The sequence below is a fragment of the Streptomyces sp. CNZ287 genome, assembly GCF_007827615.1.
Window position 1 is genome coordinate 198,985 of sequence record NZ_VISV01000012.1, and the last position, 20,916, is coordinate 219,900.

Consider the following 20,916-nt stretch of genomic DNA (forward strand, 5'->3'; position numbering starts at 1 on the left):
CGGAGCCGTGGATAGGCCCAGCAGACGGTCCGACATCGCGACTAAGCGCCCAAGTCGGTTACTTTTCTGCACAACTGACTTTAGCGGCACACACTCAAATGGCGGATCAAATCCGGATACTCCGGCTACTCTTCTCCTCAAGTCGCAGCAGTTAGAGGGGAGTAGGGCGAATGGGGCCGATGAAGAAGATCCCGGGACAGCGCAGTCCGGTGGAGTGTGCGCGCGCCTTGGACCAGGCACTTGAGGCCCAGCGAGCCCGGACCGCGCTGGTCCGGGCGATCAAGAACGGGGAGGTCGACTGCGTCCAGGCGCTGGAGCGCGCGGCGCGGGACGCCCTGGCCGGGGACATGCTGGCGAAGGACTTCCTGCTGGCGCTGCCGGGGGTGGGCCCCGCGCAGACGGCGAAGCTGATGACGAAGCTGGGCCTGTCGGACACCCGCAGGCTCCGCAGCCTGGCGCCGGTGCAGCGGGAGCTGATCGGCGCGGCGGTACGGAGCTGACTCCCGCCGGGGGGTGCGGGGGGCCGTACGGGGGCATGCGGGGGCATGCGGGGGCGGCACGGACACAGGGCCGCGGGGTAGCGGCGGGTGGGCACGGGCCGGGCCTCAGGGGCTCGCCGTGGGGCCGGCGCGGTGGCGGCCCGCCGGCGCGGCCACGTCGTCCGGAACGCGCCCCTCACCGGGTCCGCCGCCCACGCCCCGGCCCGCTCGGCGAGGGCGTCGGTCAGCTCGTCGACGGTCAGCTCCGGGTCGGCGAGGCAGGTCGGCGGCGGGGAGGAGGCGGACGGTGCCGCGGGGGCCCGAAGGTCGTGACCACGGTGCGGTCCGCCCCCAGCGCGCGGCGTACGCCGGAGCGGGTGACGTCGGCGAGGCACCCGCGGCGGCACCCCGCCGCCGGCCCGCTGAGGGCCATCCGGCGCGCAGTCCCTCCTCACCCCGCCCGACCGGACGTCACCGACCACAGAAGGACTTCAGGTCAGGTTCCGTCCGTGATTCCCCCACACGGCACCCAGCCGACCGCCCTTTACCACCAGCCCCACCCCCACGCGGCCCTTTCCCGCGGAATCGGCCAGCGCCCCCGCCCGCCCCCTCACACTGGGAGCACGGCCGGCGCACGGGGCAGCGGCGCGGGCCGAGGAGGTGGTCGCCGATGGCATGTGGCTCGTGGAACTCCCGCCGATGCAAGACCAGGCGCTACTGGCGCACGCCGGCGCCGAGGCGCTGCGCCACGCGGCCCGGACCGCCCGTACCCAACCGGCACTGCGCCGCACGCGCCCCCCGCCGGACCACCTGCGGCTGATCCCGCGCCCGCGTACCCGGTCAACGCGGCGGAGAGCCCCGACCTCCACCGCCTCATGTTCGACGCGGGCCCCGCCCGCGGTGTCCGTCAGTCCGGGCAGTGCGTCCCGCGCGGCAGTTGGTACGGGGCCGAGATGCGGTACGTGCCGGGGCGCGGGGCGTGCAGCCGGGTCCACTCGCCGGCCTTCGTGACGCAGCCCTCCAGGTTGACGTAGAGCTGCCCGCTCTCCGACCACTCCCGGACCCCGTCGACGTCCGCCCCGTCCGAGCCGTCGCCCTCCAGCACCTGCGGCGCCTCGACGCCCTCACCGTCCTCGTCGACCAGCCCGAGCCACGGCGAGAACGGCACCCGCACCAGCACCGGACCCGCGTACTTCACGTCGATGACCAGCTCGCCCTCGTCCGCCCGCCGCACCTCCGCGGGCGCCTCGACCAGCGGCGTGGGGTCGTTGACCCGGAAGAGCCGCCAGTTCGCGTCCGCCCAGATCTCCGTCAGGTACGGCTGGCCCTCGGCGACGATCTTCGCCTCCTCGTGCGCCCCGGTGTCCGGCCGGTCCTCCACCGGCAGCACCACATACCGCACCGCCCAGGTCTTCAGCCAGGCGTGGTACGTCTTCGGGGTCAGGCTGCCGTCGTAGAAGATCTCGTGCCGGTCCAGGTCCGCCTGCCGGTTCCAGCCGCGCGCCAGGCTCACGTACGGCTGCAGCGCGGACGCCTCGCGGTGGCTGCGTACGGGCACGACCTCGACCCGTCCCGCCTCCGCGTCCACCTGCTGCAACTGGTCCACCAGCGGCGCCAGCTCGCGCGTCCAGGCCGCGGTCGGGCTGGTGAGCACGAGGTCGACCACGGGCTTGACGATCACCCACACGGTGATGGCCGCGAACGCCAGATACGCCGCCCGCACCGAACGCATCAGCCGCGGCGCCGCCTGCCGGGTCCCCGTCTGCGCGATGACCAGCAGCACCGTGCCGCCGAAGATCAGCGCGAGCCGCTCGATGTTGCTGCCGACGGGCGAGGGGATGACCCACGCGCCGAGCGTGCCGAGGAAGTAGATCGCCGCGACGATCCGGACCGTACGCCACGACTCCGGCGCCATCAGCCAGATCAGCGCGGCGGTGATCATCGGCGCCACCGCGGAGATCCACGGCATCGGCATGTTCCCCTGGAACGGGAAGAGCCAGCTCGACAGCGCGACGACCACCGGCGGCGCCGCCCCGAGCAGATACGCCTCGGTGCGCCGCTTCTGCAGGAACAGCCCGGTGGCGACCACCCCGGCGAAGAGCCCGGCCACCGGGCTCGCGGCCGTCGCCAGCATGCTGGTCAGCACGATCGCGGTCCCCCGCCAGCCGCCCACGGGCCGCCGGCCCTTGCCGGCCTCCTCGCCTTCTTCGTCCTCGTCGTTGCGGTCGTCGCGGAAGACCAGCGCGATCGCGACCAGCGCGAAGAGCAGCCCCAGCGCGAAGGTCACGCGGCCTGAGGCCGCGTTCCCCACGAGCGCCACGGCGCCGAAGAGCGACGGCACCAGCGGGCGCGGCACGTACCGGCAGCGGGCGAGGATCAGCGCGAGCACGCCCGCGGAGAGCGTCCCGGCGAGCACCATGGTCGTCCGCACGCCGAGCACGGCCATCAGGTAGGGCGAGACGACGCTGTACGAGACCGGGTGCATGCCCCCGTACCAGGCGAAGTTGTACGCCGTGGAGGGATGCCGGCCGGCGAACTCGGCCCAGGCGTCCTGCGCCGCCAGGTCGCCGCCCTCGTTGGCGAGGAGCAGCAGCCACAGGAGGTGCAGGATGCCGGCGGCGACGAGGGTGGTGAGCACGGGGCGCTGGGCGAGCCAGCGGAGATGGGGGCGGAAGCGCTCGGGCGGGGTGAAGCGCAGCCGGGCGGCGGAGGGGGCGCGGGAGGCGGCGGCTTCCGTACGGAGGGTGCCGCCCTCGGAGCCGCCGCCGTGTTTCACGTCCGTACGGGCAGCACCGCCACCCGCCCCGGCGGCACCGGACGGGGCCGCGTCGCCCCCGCCCGCGGCCGTACCGCCGCCGCTCTCGTCCGCCGTGCTCTGCCCCGCGGGATCCGCCGGATCGCCGGAGCCGGCGGACGCAGGCGCGGGCCGGCCCCCGTCGGCTCCTGCGGCGGCTCCATCTGCTGATCGGCCGCCGGACGCGGCTTCGCGGTCCGGCTGCACGGTGGTCACTGCGACGACTCCCCGTCTTCCCTTGACGTCCCCGGGGGCGGTGCCAGCGACGCTAGCACGGGCGTACGACGCCCCCGGGGCGCTAACCGAGCCTGCTGAGCTTCGCCCCAAAGCCAGGCTCCGCCAAGTCCTCCGCCAGCGCCACCGGCACCCGCACTTCTCCCTGGCCGGAGCCCATCGTCAGCACCCCGACCCGGTCACCCTTCGCACCCTCGTGCGGCACCTCTCCGGTGCGGTCGGGGCCGAGTTCCAGGCCCACCTTCAGGCCGCCCCAGCCGGGCGCCACGACGTCCTCGGTCGCCACCACCGGCGTCGTACCGCCGAGGCCGTCGTCGACCTCGCCGACGACGTCGCCCTTCTTCACGACGGTCATGTCCGTGAGCGCCTTCTCGCCCGCCGCCATCAACTGGCGGCCGAACTCCATGGCGGTCGGAAGCTGCGGCACCGCGTACTGCCCGAGGACCGCGCCGATGATCAGCTGCTCCTCGCCCGCGACCTTCTTCTCGGTCGCGAAGAGGAAGTTGCCGCCGGCCTTGGTGGTCGAGCCGACCTTGATGCCGATGCCGTGCAGCGGAACCATCTTGTTGCTGTTGTCGTGGTCGTCGCCGCGGCTGTCGGTGTAGACGGGCATCGCGACGATCTGCTTGAACAGCGGGTCCTTCATCGCCGCCTTGCCGATGATCACCTGGTCCTCGGCGGTGGAGACGGTGGATTCCTTCAGGCCGCTGGGGTCGCTGTACGTGGTGCCGTCCATGCCCAGCTCTTCGGCGGTCCTGTTCATCTCGTCCACGAACGCCTGCATGTCGCCGTCCGAGTGCCAGCGGGCGAGCAGCCGGGCGACGTTGTTGGCGGAGGCGATGAGCAGGGCCTGGAGGGCTTCCTTCTGGCTGAGCCTGGAGTCCGGGTCCAGCTCGACGGTCGTCTCGCCTTCGGAGCTGAGGGCGGCCTCCTCGACGGCGGTGTCGTCGACGGGGATGCTCGCGCCGTCGCCGCCGGGCTTCATCGGGTGGTCGCGCAGGATGATGTAGGCGGTCATGACCTTGGCGACGCTGCCGATCGGCACGGACTTCTGTTTCCCGTACGAACCGAGGCTGCCGAGCCCCGCCACGTCTATCGACGCCTGCCCCTCGCTGGGCCACGGCATCTCGGGGGTGCCGCCCTCGAAGGAGTAGCTGGAGGCGGCGGTGAGGGTGAGCGCGGGGGCGGGCAGCGGGCGGAGCATCTGGACCACGCCGAGGACGATCGCGAGCAGGATGACCAGCGGCGTCCAGATCTTCACGCGCCGTACGAGCGTACGGGTGAGGGTCTCGGGCGGCGGCGGGGTGTTGGTCAGCTCGGCGAGCAGGTCGAGCGGCCGCTTCTCCTCGTACGGCGGCAGGGGCTGCTGCTGCGTGCGCTCCCACCCGGGCGGCGAGTCGGGCCCGGCGGGGGGCTTGGGCGGCGCGGAGTCCGGGGCCGCGGCGGGCGCAGGGGGCGCCGTGGGCGCCGTGGGGACCGCCGGAGGTGCGGTGGGGACCGCCGGAGGTGCGGCGGGGGGCGGCGGCGCGGTGGCGGGCTTGGGGGGCAGGTCGGCGTCGGTCTTGAGCGGCACGAAGGTGCTGCCGGGGGGCCCGGCGAGCTTCCCGACGGGCGGGGTGTCGGCGGGGTGGCCGTCGCCGCCCGCGTCGGGCACGGCGTCGGCGGGCTCGTCCGCCACGGACACGTCTTCGACGTCACCGGCCACGGCATCGGCGGGCTCGTCGTCGCCGGTCTTCGTCACCCAGGCGGCGACGGCGGCCCGCAGCCGGTCGTCGCCGCTGACCTTGGCGGCGTCGGCCTCGGCGACGAGCCGGAAGCTGGCGGTGGCGGAGTCCTTGGCGCGGGGGCGCGCCGGGGATCCCTCGGAGGACCCGGTACCGGAACCGGAACCGGAACCGGAACCGAGGCCGGAGCCGGAGTCCGGGGCATCGTCGGAGAGACCGGAGCCGGAGCCGGGACCGGAGTCCGCGCTGTCCTCGGGGGCGCCGGAGCCGGCACCCGCGGCCTCCCGGGCCCGCCCGGGGGCCAGATCGCCCTCCACGCGCGCCTCAGCGGCCTCAGAGCGTCCGGAGCCACCCGAGCCCTCACGGCCGCCACGAGAGCCGCCCAGAGCCCCCTCAGAGCCCTTCCCGGCCCGGGCACCGGGCACGGAGGCCGCACCGCGGGGTGCGGGCCCGCCGTCATCGCCCTCCGGCCGGGCCGGACCCGACGTACCCGAGCCACCGCCATCGGGGGCAATGTCGCCAATCCGGAACGCGGCGGTCGCGGAGTCTCCCGGGGCGCCCGAGGCGCCGGGGGCCGAGCGGGGCTTGCCGGCCGTCGCGGCGCCATCACCGGCCGCGCCCGCGGCCTCCGGCCCGGACGCGTACCGCGCAGCGGAATCGCCGGCAGCCGTCGTCGGGCCGGCACCGGTCTTCGGCCGGGAGGGGCCCGGCGCGGCGGCACCTTCGGGCGCGCCCGGCGCCGTGCCGCGCCGCGCCGCGGGCGCGTCCGCGGCCTTCAGCAGGGATGCGGACCGTTCGTCGGAACCGTCCGCCCCGGCCCGATCGCCCCCGGGCTTGGACCGCGGTGCCGGTGCCGCACCGGCATCCGCCGGCTTGGGCGCGCCCGTGCCCTTCGCGCTGGTGCCGCCTCCCGAGCCAGGCGTGTCCTCGGGCTTCGGCCGGGACGGCGACCACGCGCCCGGACCGTCCGCGTCAGCCGGAGATCCGGCGTCAGCCGCGTCGCCCTCGGGCTTCGGCTGAGGCGCAGCCCCGGCGGCCGGCGCCTTGGGCGCCGCGGCGCCCTTCGTGCTCGCGCCGCCTCGTGGGCCAGTCGTGGTGCTGGGCTCCGGGCGGGGCGTGGCCTTCGCGCCGGGGTCGTCCGTGCCTGCCGGCGACCCGGCGGCGGCCGCAGCCGCCGGCGGCTTGGGCGCGGCAGGGTCCTTCACGGCGGCATCGCCGTCGGGCGCCGTCGGACCGGCGTCGGTCGGTTCGGCGGGCTTCGGGGCAGCGAGCTTCGGGGCAGGCGCCGCAGCGGGGCGCTTGGCCGGGGGTTCGGCGCCCGGGGTCCGCTCGGGCGACTTGCCGCTCTTCGGTGCCGGCCCGCTCTTCGGCTTGGGCGCGGCCTTCGGCTTCGGGCCGGGCGCCGTCTTCTCCCCGGCGCCTTCCGGCTCCGGCGACCGACCGGACGTCTTGCCGTCGTCGCTCACGGGCTTCTCCGCCCCGCCGTCAGCTCCAGCGGGCGTTTTGTCCGCCTTCGGGTGGGAGCCGTTCCGTACCGCCGAGCCCTCGGCGCTCGCCGACTCCGCCGCCTCGCCGCCGCCCGCCGTGCGCTTCGCGCTCGCCGCGGGCTTGGGTTTCGGCTCGGACGACGACCCCGACCCCGACCCCGCTTCCGCGGCCGGCGCCTTGCCGTCCTCGTCCGCCGGCTTCGCCGCCGCCGCGCTCTTCGGCTTCGCGCCGGAACCCTCGCCGCGTGCCGGCGCCTTGCCGCGTGCCGGCGCCTTGCCGTTGCTGCTCGCGGGCTTCGGTCGCGACTTCGCCTTCCCGGACCCGGACTCCGGCTCGGCGCCGGAACCGGGCTCGCCGCCCGCCGCGGCCGCGTCGTCATCGGCCGCCGCCCCGGGGGCAGTTCGCTCCTCGCCGCCCTGCGTGGGAACCGCCGCAGAGGCGGGGGCGTTGTCAGTGGAGGACGTGAACGCCAGACGTGGGTCACGTCCGCCGTCCGGATCGCGAGGTTCGCGTTCGTCCACGGTCGCCGACCCCGACGGTTGCTGCTCCTCGGGCCTCCCGGGGGACTCGACCGCCACCGACTTCCTCCTCCTGCGTCACAACCGCACAACCGCGTCAACCATGGCGTGGCCACCCACCCTAAGGGGACGCAGCCGTCTCTCGCCCGCATCTGAGAGACGAGAACGACATACCTACAGGTTCCCGATCAAACCGCCCACGCACTCTCGACAGACCAATGTGAGAGGCGTCACCCTGTCATTCATCCACGCGGGGAGGCATGGATGGGCAGGAGCCGCAGAACACTTCCGGAGGAGCTTCTGCTGCTGGCACTGGACCCGGCCACGGGTACCACTGCGCAGCCGCAGTCGCTCGACCTCGGCCTGGCAGGAGCACAGCTCGTCGAGCTCGCTCTGGCCGGGCGAATAGCCCCGGACGGGGATCGTATCGCCGTGATACTTCCGCGTCCGACCGGGGACCCCACTTTGGACACAGCGCTCGAGTTGCTGCGTCGCCGGGGCAGTCCCGTGCGCGCGGTGAACTGGATAGGCGGGCCACGTCTGGGGTTGCGCCAGACGTATCTCGCTCATCTGGAGCGCTGCGGCATGGTGCATGCCGTGGAGAGCCAAATGTGCGGGGTACTCCCGACCACTCGATATCAGGCAACCGACACCGCCATCAGCCGGGAGATACGTGCCCGGCTGGACAGTGCGATCCGCACCGGCGTCCCGCCGGACCCGCGGACCGCGGCGCTTGCCGCGCTGGCCCATGCGGTCGGACTCGGCAAGCATCTCTACCCCGGGAACGAGGGGCGCTCCGCGCGCTCCCGGCTCCGGGACCTGATCAGGCACGACCCGATGGGCGGTCTGGTGGCGCACGCCGTGATGGACGTGCAGAACGGCGTCACCGCTCAGCCGCGGCGCACCCCCGGAGGCGGCCGTCCCGCGGCCCGCCCACCGGCTGTCGCGCAGCCTGCCGGAGTTCCCGCGGGGTCCCGCCGCGCGGGGATGATCCGGACGGCCGCGGTGCGCTGAGCCCGCCCGGCGGTCGCCGCACGCGACGCCGAGTCCGTACGCACGCATCCGCGTACGGGCGAGGCGTGGCGTCGGCGGTGCGCCGGGCCGGGAACGGGAGCCGCAACGCAGGGCCCCGGCCCGTCGAGTGGTCTCGACGGGCCGGGGCCCTGCCCTGCGTTCCGGACGCGCCCGGCCCCGGCCGCTCCGGCGCCCGCCGCCCCGTGCCGGGCACATTGTGGGCCAAACCCTCGCCCGCTGCGGCGATTTCCCGACGATCGCAGCGGCGCACACTCCGTCGGTGGCAGGCTGCACCCAGTAATGAGATACGTCCGCACGCGGATTACGCACCCGGAGGTGCAACTCCCTTGGCGTCCAACGTCAACCCCACGGTCAGGCGGCGCCGCCTCGGCCAGGAGCTGCGCAGGCTGCGCGAGCAGAAGAACATGACCGCGGAACAGGTCGCCGACCGGCTGCTGGTCTCGCAGTCGAAGATCAGCCGGCTGGAGAACGGCCGCCGCAGCATCAGCCAGCGCGACGTCCGCGACCTGTGCGGGGTGTACGAGGTGGAAGACGAGCGGATCGTCAACTCCCTGATGCAGATGGCGAAGGAATCCCGCCAGCAGGGCTGGTGGAACGCCTTCGGGGACGTGCCGTACAGCGTCTACATCGGCTTCGAGACCGCCGCCGCCTCACTGCGCATCTATCAGTCGCTCGTCGTGCCGGGGCTGCTGCAGACCCGCGAGTACGCGGCGGCCGTCATCGCCGGCAGTTCGCCCGAGGTGAACGCCGCGGACGTCGAGAAGCGGGTGAACGTGCGGATGCGGCGGCAGGACCGGATAAAGGGGACGGAGCAGCCGCTGCGGCTCTGGGCGGTGTTCGACGAGGCCGCGCTCCAGCGCGTGGTGGGCAGCGTGCAGGTCATGCGCGAGCAGTTGGAGCACCTGATCGAGGTGTCGCAGTTGCCTCACGTCACGGTGCAGGTGCTGCCGTTCGAGACGGGCGCGCACCCGGGGGTCACGGGGCAGTTCGCGATTCTGGAGTTCCCCGAGGAGTCCGACTCCAGCGTGATCTATCTGGAGGGCGTCACCAGCGATCTCTACCTGGAGAAGAGCGACGACGTCCACAACTACAGCGTGATGTACGAGCATTTGCGGGCACAGGCGCTCAATCCAGAACAGACCCGGAAATTCATCGCGGATACGGCCAAGAAGTACGCCCGCTGATAGCCGGGGGCGCGACCGGGTACCCCAGAACGGAGGCACGGTACACCCGTGGCCGGACGCTCCGGAAGCGCAGCGGCCTTTCGCCATCCGGTTGAGTGAAAGCCCCCTGACCGGTGAGTTGTTGAGCGGTAGCGTCTCGGCGTCGGGCCGGGGCGTCGACAACACTCCGGCCTGGAACGGGCAGGAAGAAGTTGAGTTCCTCAGTAACCGGAGAAGAATATGGCAATCGAACTCGGCGCCACCGGCGCCTGGACCAAATCAACCTACTCCGCGGGCAACGGCGAGTGCATCGAGGTGCGTTCGACCGCTCCCGGGCTGGTATCGGTACGCGACTCGAAGGTCCCGGACGGGCCGGTCCTGGACTTCACCCCCGAATCCTGGGCCGCATTCGTGGCCGAGGCGGCCGGCGGGGCTTTCCGTACGGTCTGACCGACGGTGAATCCGTGAGCTAACCGGAATCTGCACCACCGCATGCCCGAACGCCCTCTCGACTGGCTCGCCGTCCCGGCCGAGAGGGCCCGGCCTTTCCGTACGCCCCCGCACCCCCAGCCCGCCTGCCGCAACGCGTCCGCCAGCGCCGCGTACGGCGCGGGCAGGGCGGTGGTCAGCGGGGGTAGCGCAGGAGCCACGCGTCGTTGGGGGCGCTCTCGCCGTGCAGTGCCGGGCCGAGGGTCATCTCCAGGGCGAAGTCGTCGGCCAGTTGGAGGATCGTGCCGCGGCCCTCGACCTCCGCCACCCACGCGGGGGGCAGCGCCGTCTCGCCGTGCTGCGCGCCGAGCAGGCTGCCGCACAGCGAGCCGGTGGCGTCGGAGGCGCCGCCGTGGTTGACGGCGAGGAGCAGGCCGTGGCGTACGTCGGTGGCCGCCAGCGCGCAGTAAAGGGCGAGGGCCACGGCCTCCGCCGCGCTCTCGCCGGTGCCCAGCCCCTCCACCTGCTCCGGACCCGGCTCCGGGCCCTGGCGGGCGTCGAGCGCCGTGCGCAGGGCGGCCGCGGTCTCCTCGTGCCCCGGGCGCCCCGCGAGGATCTCCAGGGCCCTTGCCACCGCCTCCTCCGGAACGTCGCCGCGGGCGAGCCCGTGGACCACGACCGCGTACGCGCCCGCCGCCAGATAGCCGGTCGCGTGGCCGTGGGTCTGCGTGGCGCACTCGGCCGCGAGCTGGAAGACCAACTGCGGCTCCCAGCCCACCAGCAGCCCGAACGGCGCGGAGCGCACCACGGCCCCCGGGTCCTTCGCCTCCGGGTTGCGGGGCTGCTGGAGGGTGCCCATGCGGTCGTCGGCCAGGCCGCGCAGGCTGGCGCGGGGGGCGCCGCGCTGCGAGTAGAGCCACTCCTCGCGGGCGAGCCAGCCGTCCTCCGCCTTGCGCTCGTCGGGGCCCCAGTCCTTCTGCGTGGCGTACCACCGGCGGTACGCGGTGTGCACGTCGGTCGGCGGGTGCCACCGGCCGCCGTCGCGGCGCACCTGGGCGCGGATGAGGCCGTCGACGGTGAAGAGCGTCATCTGGGTGTCGTCGGTGACCGCGCCGCGGCGGCCGTAGGCCGGGGCGAAGTCCACGGCGCCCTGCGGTCCGTGCTCGGCCCGTATCTCTGCCAGGGAGGCGGCCGCGATGCCGGCGCCCAGGGCATCGCCTATCGCGCCGCCGAGCAGGCAGCCGCGCACTCTGCTGCGGAAGTCCTGCTGCTCGGCGCGGCCCCAGGTGCGGCGTGCGGTCGTCACTCGGCCACCTCAGTCCGGACGTTCGGTCTCTCGCGGTCAGGTCTCGCTGTCTGGTCTCGCTCTGTGCGCACGTACTCCGGCCCAGCACTGTAATCGAGCGAAACCGAGAGGCCGGCGGGTGTATCCGCGTCACCCGCCCGGCAGTTCGCGGAGCAAGTCATCGGTTGTGCGCAGATATCCCTCGATCCGGGGCAGGTCCGCCGCGGCCGTGGCGGGCGTGGCGGCCAGCATGGAGAAGAGCGCGCGTACGTCCTTGAGCAGCAGCCAGTACGTCTGCGCGGACGCCAGTTCCGCCAGCGCCGCGTCCGCCGCGGCCCAGTCCCCGCCGGCGGCGCGGCACATCAGCCGGGCCTGCACCCGGTCCGCGTCGGTGACGCCGTCCGCCAGCATCGCCGCCTCCGCCTCCGCCCAGCGCCCGGCGGTCGGCGAGGCCCCCGTCAGCCGCGCCAGCAGGAGGTCGTCGAACCGGGCGTAGCCGTCCTCCGGACCGGCCGCGAGCGCCGCCGCGACGTGCGGTCGCGCCTCCTCGTACCGGCCGAGTTCCATGAGCGTCTCGGCCTTGTCGCCGTGCAGCGAATGGTCGTCGGGATCCGCCGCGAGCGCCGCGTCGAGCGCCGCGAGGGCCTCCTCGTGCCGCCCCTCCAGGGAGAGCAGCCGGCCCTTCAGGCTCAGCCCGTCGGCGTGGTCCGGCCACTCGGCGAGGACCGCCTCGACCTCCGCGTACGCCTCGGCCGTCCGCCCGAGGTGGCCGAGGGTGCGGGCCCGGCCGATCCGCGCCCACCTGCGCGTGGCGTCGATCTCCAGGGCGCGCGCGTAGTCCGCCAGCGAGTCGTCGAAGCGGTCGGCCATCCGGTGGAAGGCGCCCCGCGTCTCCAGCACCCACGTGAGCTGCGGATCGATCTCCAGCGCCCGGGTGAACTCGGCGATCGCCGCGTCGACTTGCCGCTGCGCCGCCAGGCACTGCCCCCGGCCGGCGATCGCCCAGGCGTAGTCGTGCTCCAGCTCCACGGCCCGGTCGAAGCACGCCAGCGCCTCCTCGATCCGCCCGGCGAGCCGGTGCACCTCCCCGCGCTCGCCCCAGCACCACGACCACTCCGGCTTCAGCTCCAGCGCCCGGTCCACATCCGTCAGCGCCTCGTCCAGGCGGTTCAGCCGGCGGTAGGACTCGCCCCGGTTGGCGTACGCCCAGGCGTAGTCGGGCGACAGCTCCAGCGCGCGGGTGTAGTCGGCGGCGGCCGCCCCGAACCGCTCGGCGTCCTGGTGCAGCCGGCCGCGTTCGACCCAGCACCATTCCCACTGCGGGTCGACCGCCAGCGCCCGGTCCAGGTCCGCCAGCGCCTCCTCGGGGCGGCCGAGCGCGGCGTGGCACTGCGCGCGGCTGGCGTACGCGTAGGCGTAGTCGCCCTCCGCCGCCTCCACGGCCCGGTCGAAGTCGGGGATCGCCCGTTCCGGGTCCCCGGCGACCCGCCGCACCTCGCCGCGCATCGCCCAGCTCATCGGGGACGGGTCCAGCTCGACCGCCTGGTCCAGGTCGGCCTTCGCGTCGTCGTAGCGCTCCAGGTAGAGCCGGGCCCGGCCGCGGTGGGTCAGCGACCAGGCGCGGTCGGAGTCGGCCTCGACGCAGCGGGTGAAGTCCGCGTCGGCCTCGGCGTAGCGGTCGAGGAGTACGTACGCCTGGCCGCGGCCCGCGTACGCGCGGGTGAAGGCCGGGTCGAGCGCCAGCGCCCGGTCGAAGTCCGCGACGCTGGCGTCGAGTTCGTCTGCGTTGCGGCGCTCCCGCCCGCGCAGCGTGTACGCGAGCACCCGCTCGGGTTCCGTCAGCTCCGCCTCCCGCAGCAGGAACGTGCACACCTCGACGACGCCGCGCGGGCCCTCCCCCAGCACCGCCAGCAGCCGCCGGCCCCAGTCCCGTACCGGCTCGCTGTCGGCGTCCGTGCCCGCCTGCTCCATGGTCTGCGCCCACCGGCGGGTCTCGGCCGGGCCGACGTCGGCGGCCTGGAGGGCGTCGCGGCGGGCGCGGGGCAGAGCGCCCTGGGGATCGGCGCACAGCAGGTGGTACGTCTCGTACCGGCGGTGGCCGAACCACCGCTCGTCCAGCCAGCGCTCCTCCCGCACGTCGTTCCCGGCCGGCAGGGACGCCTCCAGCTCCGCGCACCAGCCGGCGTGCGCCGCCGCGAGCGCGCGGTGCTGCTCGCGCCAGCGCTGCGGCGACTGCGCGCGCTGCACCCGCAGCATCGCCGAGCGCACCACGCCGTGGTACTGCACCCGGCCCGCCTCGTCGCTGACGAACGGCAGCGCGCGCAGCCACCCGTACAGCCCGGCGGCCGCGGGCGCGACGGCGACCCGGAACACGTCCTCGTCCAGGGACGGCGGCAGCGCGGCGGCCTGCGCCGCGGCCTTCTGCACCGGGTCCGCCACCCACTTCAGGAACCGCTCCACCGCCGTGCCGCTCGGGTCCGCGCCGCCGGGGCGGACCGGCGGCGTCTCGGCGAGCATCGAGGTGAGCACCGGCAGCCGCCCGGACAGGTGCAGGATCTCGTCCACGACCCGGGCGTCGGCGATGCCCCTGGCGGCGATGAGCGCGCGGGCCTCCTCCTCGGTGAACAGCTCCAGCTCCAGCTCGGCGGCGAAGTCGCCGGCCGGCCAGCGGGCCGGGTCGAGCCGCTGCTGCCCGGCGCGGGTCACCACGACGTTGGCGGGCAGCGCGCCGTAGCGGTCGCTGGTCATGACGTCGCACAGCCAGGCGTCGAGGACGGGTCCCGTGCGCTCGTACGTGTCGAAGAAGAGGGCGAGCCACGGGACGGCGGTGGCGACGCCGCGCAGGTCCTCCAGGAAGGCGGGGGTGAGGGCCTGGAGCGGGGAGAGGACGAGCTGCACGTCGTCGTGGCTGCGCAGCCGGGTGGAGAGCGCGGCGCGCCAGCGGTCGAGGCTCTGCGCGACCTGCTGCGGGTCCATGGCGCCCGCGACGGCGCCGAGTCCCGGCACGAGGCCGAGTCCTGCCAGGCCCGCCTGGGCGGCGATGCCGGCCGCGGGCGAGGCGGCGGGGGGCGCCTGGGCGGCGGGTACGGGCCCCGCGGCGTCCACGGGGCCCGCCGGGTGCGGCACGCCGGGCGCACCGGTGCCGGGCTGGCCGGGCGCGCCGTCGAGGGTGGCGACGACGGAGTCCGCCTCGTGGCGCCGCTGGCGGTAGCGCTGGAGCAGCCGGTCGAAGCCCTTCAGCGGGTGGCCCTGGCGGGCGAGTTGGGTGCTGATCGCCTCCATCGCCTCGGGCACGCTGGCCGCGGACTCGTCGACCTGCGCGGTGAGCGCGCCGTGTTCCCCGGCGAGCTGGAGGAGGCGGCGCAGCAGCGACGTCTTGCCGACGCCGGCGACGCCGTGGAAGTGGAAGAGGAAGCGGTGCGCCGGATCCTCGGGGGGACAGCGGAAGTTGTCCCGGTACGCGGTGATCTCGCGCTGTCTGCCGACGAATCCCGACCGGCGGCGGTCGCGGATCAAGTCCTGCATGGACGGACGCACTTCGGGCACGGCGCCACCTCCCCCGGGGGCGAGCTTAGAGCCTCGGTGCGGCGGAGGGGGCGGGCCGGACGGGTCCGGCCCGGGGCTCCCGCCCGGCACCCTCCGGGCAGCCGCCCGGTGCGCCGGGCGCCCCGTTCCGTACGCGCCGGGCGCCCCGTACGCGCCGGGCGCCCCTTCCCGTACCGCGGCCCGCTACTGCCCCAGCACCGGCAGCAGTTCCGGCAGCCGGCCGTCCGCGGCCTCCGCCGCGCGCAGCCGCTCCTCCGGCACCTCCCCGTACGTCGTCGTCCGCGGCCGGGCCGGGCGGCCCGCGGCGGCGGCTATGGCGACGAGGTCCTTCACCGAGCGGTACGACCCGTACGACGAGCCGGCCATCCGCGAGATCGTCTCCTCCATCAGCGTGCCGCCCAGGTCGTTGGCGCCGGAGCGGAGCATCTGCGCGGCGCCGTCCGCGCCGAGCTTCACCCAGCTCGTCTGGATGTGGGTGATGTGCGGGTGGAGCAGCAGCCGGGCCATGGCGGTGACCGCCCGGTTGTCGCGCATCGTCGGTCCCGGCCGGGCGATGCCCGCCAGGTAGACCGGCGCGTTGGTGTGGATGAACGGCAGCGTGACGAACTCCGTGAAGCCGCCCGTGCGCTGCTGGAGCTCCGCGAGCAGCCGCAGGTGGCCCAGCCAGTGCCGGGGCTGGTCCACGTGCCCGTACATCATCGTGGACGACGACCTCAGGCCCAGGTCGTGCGCCGTGGTGACGACCTCGATCCAGTCGGCCGCGGGCAGCTTGCCCTTGGTGAGGATCCAGCGCACCTCGTCGTCCAGGATCTCGGCGGCCGTGCCGGGGATGGAGCCGAGGCCCGCCTCCTTGGCGGCGGTCAGCCAGTCGCGCACGGAGAGGCCGGTGCGCGCCGCGCCGTTCATGACCTCCATGGGCGAGAACGCATGCACGTGGATACCGGGCACCCGCTCCTTGACGGCGCGGGCGATGTCGAAATACGCCGTGCCGGGCAGGTCGGGGTGGATGCCGCCCTGCATGCAGACCTCGACGGCGCCCACGTCCCACGCCTGCTGGGCGCGGTCGGCGACCTGCTCGACGGAGAGCGTGTAGGCGTCGGCGTCGGTGCGGCGCTGGGCGAAGGCGCAGAAGCGGCAGCCGGTATAGCAGACGTTGGTGAAGTTGATGTTCCGGGTGACGACGTACGTGACGTCGTCACCGACCGTGGCGCGGCGCAGGTCGTCGGCGATGCCGCAGAGGGCGTCGAGGGCGGGCCCTTCGGCGTGCAGCAGGGCGAGGGCCTGGGCGTCGGTGAGCAGGGTGGGGTCGTCGGCGGCGCGGGCGAGGGCGGCGCGCACGTCGGGGTCGAGCCGGCCGGGGGCGGGGACTGCGGCGGCGGGGCGGCCGGAGTCATCGGCGGCGTGACCGTCGGTCGCCGCGGTCTCCCCCGGGGCTGCGGCGGGGTCGCCGGACAGCTCCCTGGCCTTCTCGCGCAGCGCCTCCCAGTCCCCGTACACCGCGTCGAAGTCACCCCGCCGGTCGCCCGTGCGGCCCTCGGTGTCGATGGTGCGGTGCAGGTCCGTACGCCCCCCGGCGGCGAAGCCGCCGTCCGGCTCCTGCCAGGGCAGCCCCCGCGGGCGTACGTCACGGGCGAGACCCGTCTCCGGGTCGGCCAGCGCGCTGACGTGCGGCAGCACCCGCGGGTCGAGCCACGGCTCGCCGCGGCGCACGAACTCCGGGTAGACCGCGAGCCGTTCGCGCAGCTCGAACCCGGCCGCCGCGGAACGCGCCGCCAGCTCCTCCACCTGCGGCCAGGGCCGCTCCGGGTTGACGTGGTCCGGGGTCAGCGGCGAGACCCCGCCCCAGTCGTCGATGCCGGCCGCGATGAGCTTGCCGTACTCCGCGTCCACCAGGTTCGGCGGTGCCTGCACCCCGATCGCCGGGCCCAGGAGGAGCCGGGTGACGGCGACGGTGGCGGCGAGATCGTCCAGCTCGGCGTCCGGCATGCCGCGCATCGCCGTGTCCGGCTTGGCGCGGAAGTTCTGCACGATGACCTCCTGGAGGCCCTGGTACGCCCGCTGCACCCGGCGCAGCGCGAACAGCGACTCGGCGCGCTCCTCCGGCGTCTCGCCGATGCCGATGAGCAGCCCGCTGGTGAACGGCACGGAGGAGCGCCCCGCGTCTTCCAGCACCCGCAGCCGTACGGCCGGCTCCTTGTCGGGCGAGCCGTAGTGCGGCCCGCCGGGCTCGCTCCACAGCCGCTCCGCGGTGGTCTCCAGCATCATCCCCATGGACGCGGCCACGGGCTTGAGCCGCTGGAACCCGGCCCAGGTCACCACGCCCGGGTTGAGGTGCGGCAGGAGGCCGGTCTCCTCCAGCACGCGGACGGCCATCGCGCGCACGTACGCCTGCGTGTCGTCGTACCCGTGCGCCTCCAGCCACTCGCGCGCCTCGGGCCAGCGGTCCTCGGGCCGGTCCCCGAGCGTGAACAGCGCCTCCTTGCAGCCGAGCGCCGCGCCGCGGCGGGCGATGTCCAGCACCTCGTCGGGCGACATGAACGCCCCCACAGCGCGCTGGGCGCGCGTGGGCGGTACCCCCACGCGCCCTTCCCGGCGGAGCTTGCCGGGGACGGTGGCGAACGTGCAGTAGTGGCAGCGGTCGCGGCAGAGCCGGGTGAGCGGCAGGAAGACGCTGCGGGAGTACGTGATGACGCCGGGCCGGCCGGCCGCCGCCAGACCGGCGTCGCGCACCCGGGCGGCGGAGGCGGAGAGGTCGGTCAGGTCGGCACCGCGCGCCCGGAGGAGCACGGCGGCCTCGGACACGTCGAGGGCGACGCCGTCGCGGGCGCGCTTCAGGGCGCGGCGCATGGCGTTGGCGGTGGGGGCGGGGACGGGCGGGGGCTTCATCTTTCGAGCATACGAGGCAGGTCGGACACCGGTGCGCGGCGCGGGGCCCGGGGTGCGGCTGCGGCGGGCGGGGTTCCTGCCCGGTCAGAGGAACTGCGCGTACGCGTCGAGTGCGCGCAGCACCTCCGTCTCGCCGGCGGGCGGCAGTTGGACGACGGTCTCCCGTACGCCCTGCGCGGCGAAGTACGCGAGCTTGCCCTCGCTCGGCCGCACGGCGTACGGCACCACCTCCAGCGCCGCCGGATCGCGCCCGGCGTCCTCCCACACCTGGCGCAGCCGCGGGATGCTGTCGGTGAGCCCGCCACCGCCGATGGGCATCCAGCCGTCGGCGTACTCGGCGACGTGCGCGAAGAGCTTCGGCCCGGGCCGGCCGCCGAGCAGCGTGCGCGGGCCGTGCAGCGGGGGCGCGCCCTTGCGGGGGCGGGGGGCCTGGACGGGCTTGGGGTGCGCCTCGGACGCCCGTACGGCGGTACGCGGCACGGAGCCGCCCGCCTCGTCCCCCGCCGTGTCCGCCGCCTCCTGCGCCTCCGCCTCCCCGTCGTACGCCGTGGGCTCCGGCGCCCAGAGCGCGTTCATCAGCCCCATCTTCCGCCGCCCCAACTCCCGCCGCCCGCGCCAGTCGACGCCGTGGTCGTCGGCCTCCTCCTCGTTCCACCCGAAGCCGACGCCGAGCGTGAGCCGGCCGCCGGAGAGGAAGTCGAGCGTCGCGACCTGCTTCGCCAGCACGATCGGGTCGTGCTGGGCCACGAGCGTGATGCCGGTGCCGAGCGCCAGCCGCTCGGTGACGGCGGCGGCCTGGCCGAGGGCGACGAAGGGGTCGAGTGTGCGCCCGTACTCGCGGGGCAGCGGTTCGCCCATCGGGGCGGGGGTGTCGCGGCTGACGGGGATGTGCGTGTGCTCGGGGAGATAGAGCCCGTGGAAGCCGCGTTCTTCCAGCTCACGCGCGAGGGCCGGGGGGCGGACGGTCTCGTCGGTGAGGAAGACGGTCACGGAGATACGCATCCGCGCAGTATCCAGCGGGCGGCGTACGCTGGGAACAACCCCGGCGGCGATTCCCGCCGTGAGACGGGAGGCCCGTCATGTCCGTCCGGCCGCGTCGTCTGTTCTCTCTTGTGGTGCCGGTCCTCTCTGCCGCCGCGTTATGCGTGCTCTTCCTGCCGTCGGTCGCCTCGGCGCAGTCGTCGGGCGGGGCCGGCTCGGCGAGCGGCGCCGCGGGCCGGTACATCGACCCGGGCATGAACGCGGGCGCCTCCATGGGCGCGACGACGACGGCCTCCGGCGGGTTCCCGGCGAGTACGGGGACCGCCACGGGCTTCACCACCACGTCCGGCAGCACGGGGACGACGACCGGCGACGGCGATGTCGGCTGGCGGCCGGTGCTGCTCGTCCTCGGCGGCGTGTTCCTGGTCTACTTCCTCGCCGGCCGGGCGTTGCGCCTGATCGGCGCCGCGGCGGGCACCGTACGCCGCCGCCGCGGGCGCTGACGGCGGTCCCGGCCGTACCTCCCCTTCGCTCACGACCCACGCGTCCCGCAGTGTTCCCTTCCGCGTCACCCGCATATAGGACCCGTGTAGCACCGTCTCAGCGATGAACCGACGCGAAGGGACCGCACCCGTGGACAGACGCGACCTGTTGAAGCTCTCGGCGGCCACCGCCGGAGCGATGACGCTCGCCCCCGTGAGCTTCGCCCGCGCGGCGGACGGCGCGGACGCCGGCGCCGCCGGCGCCGAGGACAGCCGGACCGTCACCGGCCATCTGGAGCCGGGCGCACCGGACTTCGTCTACCTGCCCGTCGACGTGCCGCGCGGGGTGCGCGAGATCCACGTCGCGTACCGCTACGACCGCCCCCAGGTGCCCGCGGGCACGACGGGCAACGCCCTGGACATCGGCATCTTCGACGAGCGCGGCACCCGCGACGGCGGCCGGGGCTTCCGCGGCTGGTCGGGCGGCTTCCGCACGGAGTTCGCGATCAGCGCGGACCGGGCGGCGACGACACCCGCGTATCTGCCGGGGCCGGTACGGGCCGGCCGCTGGCACGTGGTGCTCGGCCCGTACACGATCGCCCCGCAGGGTCTCGGCTACGAGGTGACGATCACCCTGCGCTACGGCCCGGCGGGCGAGACCGCACCGCCGCGGTTCCCGCCGGAGCGCGCCAAGGGCCGCGGCCGGGCGTGGTACCGCGGGGACTGCCACCTGCACACGGTGCACTCGGACGGCGCCCGTACGCCCGCGGAGACCGCGGCGGCGGCGCGGGCGGCGAAGCTCGACTTCCTCACGACGACCGAGCACAACACGTCCTCCGGGCACGCCGCGTGGGACGGGCTGTGGGGCGACGACCTGCTCGTGCTCTGCGGCGAGGAGGTGACGACGCGCAACGGGCACTACCTGGCGGTCGGCACCGACCCGGGCGTCTTCGTCGACTGGCGCTACCGGGCGCGGGACGACGCGTATCCGCGTTACGTGCGGCAGATCCACGCGGCCGGCGGGCTGGTCGTGCCGGCGCACCCCAACTGCCCGTTCGTCGGCTGCCAGTGGAAGTTCGGCTACGAGGGCGCCGACGCGGTCGAGGTGTGGAACGGGCCGTGGACGACGGACGACGAGCTGGCGGTGGCAGCCTGGGACAACGCCCTGACGGCGGGCCGCGAGGGCGGCGGCCCGATGGACTGGCTGCCGGCGGTGGGCAACAGCGACGCGCACCGTGACGGCCAGGTCGTGGGCCTGCCGCAGACGGTGGTGCTGGCCGACGACCTGTCCCGGCAGGCGCTCCTGGCGGGCCTGCGCGCGGGGCGGAGCTGGCTGGCGGAGTCGGCGGACGTGGACGTGGAGTTCACGGCGTCGGGCCCGCGGGGCGAGCACGCGGGCATCGGGGAGCGGCTGCGGGCGGCGCCGGACGGAAGGGTGACGGTACGGCTGAAGGTCACCGGCGGCCCGGCGAAGGCGCAGGTCCGCTTCATGACGGACGAGGGCCAGTTGTACGCGACGACGCTCGCGGACGGCGCGGGGACGGTGGAGTGGCAGACGACGCCGTCGTACGCGGCGTTCGTCCGCGCAGAGGTCCGCCACCCGGCGGCGGACGGCGGGGCGAGCGGGCTGCCGGGGGCGATGGCGGCGATGACGAACCCGATCTGGCTGGGCCGCTGAGGCCGGAGCGCGGGGCAGCGGCGCACCTCCGGTGGCGGAATACCGGAGGGACGCCGCTGCCGCTCGGGGCAGGCCGGGAGTGCGGGGACCACGTCCCCCGCACTCCCGCCCCAGGGTAGGCCGCCCCTCTGACAAGCGACCCCGGGCGGGCGGGCCGGCCCCCCGTTCCCGTAAAGCCGGAACGACCGGAAGGA

The 20,916-nt window shown here is 74.8% G+C and carries 12 protein-coding genes; 6 read left to right on the forward strand and 6 right to left on the reverse strand.

Translation table 11 applies throughout. The features are described from left to right. Window positions 1–179 precede the first annotated feature (179 nt). Complete coding sequence (gene mihF / locus FB457_RS22165; RefSeq protein ID WP_301540200.1) at window positions 180–500, forward strand: integration host factor, actinobacterial type; 321 nt, start codon at window positions 180–182, stop codon at window positions 498–500. Between the two features lie 886 nt (window positions 501–1,386). On the opposite strand, the gene FB457_RS22175 is transcribed toward mihF, so the two are convergent. Together FB457_RS22175 and FB457_RS22180 are read right to left on the reverse strand one after the other, a co-directional pair. After that, window positions 1,387–3,489, reverse strand: coding sequence for an MFS transporter (locus FB457_RS22175; RefSeq protein ID WP_145782945.1), 2,103 nt, complete (start codon window positions 3,487–3,489; stop codon window positions 1,387–1,389). Between the two features lie 82 nt (window positions 3,490–3,571). Continuing rightward, window positions 3,572–5,548, reverse strand: a complete 1,977-nt coding sequence (locus tag FB457_RS22180; RefSeq protein ID WP_347613335.1) for a D-alanyl-D-alanine carboxypeptidase — start codon at window positions 5,546–5,548, stop codon at window positions 3,572–3,574. Between the two features lie 1,953 nt (window positions 5,549–7,501). On the opposite strand from FB457_RS22180, the gene FB457_RS22185 reads away from it, so the two are divergent. The 3 genes from FB457_RS22185 to FB457_RS22195 all read left to right on the forward strand — a co-directional run bounded on the left by FB457_RS22185 (window position 7,502) and on the right by FB457_RS22195 (window position 9,885). After that, a complete protein-coding gene (locus tag FB457_RS22185; protein WP_027770634.1) occupies window positions 7,502–8,251 on the forward strand; it encodes a GOLPH3/VPS74 family protein in 750 nt (249 codons plus the stop codon). Between the two features lie 347 nt (window positions 8,252–8,598). Beyond that, the gene (locus FB457_RS22190; RefSeq protein ID WP_047016288.1) at window positions 8,599–9,456 is read left to right on the forward strand and encodes a helix-turn-helix domain-containing protein; all 858 of its coding nucleotides are present in this window, start codon (window positions 8,599–8,601) and stop codon (window positions 9,454–9,456) included. A gap of 219 nt (window positions 9,457–9,675) precedes the next feature. Continuing rightward, window positions 9,676–9,885: a DUF397 domain-containing protein gene (locus FB457_RS22195; RefSeq protein ID WP_047016289.1), complete on the forward strand. Its 210-nt coding sequence runs from the start codon at window positions 9,676–9,678 to the stop codon at window positions 9,883–9,885. Between the two features lie 175 nt (window positions 9,886–10,060). Here FB457_RS22195 and FB457_RS22200 read toward each other — a convergent pair whose 3' ends face one another. From FB457_RS22200 to FB457_RS22215, 4 genes are all read right to left on the reverse strand, one after another. Then, window positions 10,061–11,170 (reverse strand): ADP-ribosylglycohydrolase family protein, encoded by a 1,110-nt coding sequence (locus tag FB457_RS22200; protein ID WP_047016290.1) that lies wholly within the window; start codon window positions 11,168–11,170, stop codon window positions 10,061–10,063. 129 nt (window positions 11,171–11,299) lie between these two features. Further along, the gene (locus FB457_RS22205; protein WP_253911252.1) at window positions 11,300–14,695 is read right to left on the reverse strand and encodes a tetratricopeptide repeat protein; all 3,396 of its coding nucleotides are present in this window, start codon (window positions 14,693–14,695) and stop codon (window positions 11,300–11,302) included. 183 nt (window positions 14,696–14,878) lie between these two features. Continuing rightward, a complete protein-coding gene (locus tag FB457_RS22210; protein WP_145782947.1) occupies window positions 14,879–17,581 on the reverse strand; it encodes a bifunctional FO biosynthesis protein CofGH in 2,703 nt (900 codons plus the stop codon). An 84-nt stretch (window positions 17,582–17,665) separates the two neighbouring features. Further along, on the reverse strand, window positions 17,666–18,583 hold the full coding sequence (locus FB457_RS22215) for a TIGR03619 family F420-dependent LLM class oxidoreductase (RefSeq protein WP_047016293.1): 918 nt from the start codon (window positions 18,581–18,583) through the stop codon (window positions 17,666–17,668). 113 nt (window positions 18,584–18,696) lie between these two features. Between FB457_RS22215 and FB457_RS22220 the strand changes: the two genes are divergently transcribed. Together FB457_RS22220 and FB457_RS22225 are read left to right on the forward strand one after the other, a co-directional pair. Further along, complete coding sequence (locus FB457_RS22220; protein WP_253911253.1) at window positions 18,697–19,065, forward strand: hypothetical protein; 369 nt, start codon at window positions 18,697–18,699, stop codon at window positions 19,063–19,065. Window positions 19,066–19,243: 178 nt separating this feature from the next. Beyond that, on the forward strand, window positions 19,244–20,722 hold the full coding sequence (locus tag FB457_RS22225) for a CehA/McbA family metallohydrolase (RefSeq protein ID WP_047020008.1): 1,479 nt from the start codon (window positions 19,244–19,246) through the stop codon (window positions 20,720–20,722). Window positions 20,723–20,916: the final 194 nt, after the last annotated feature.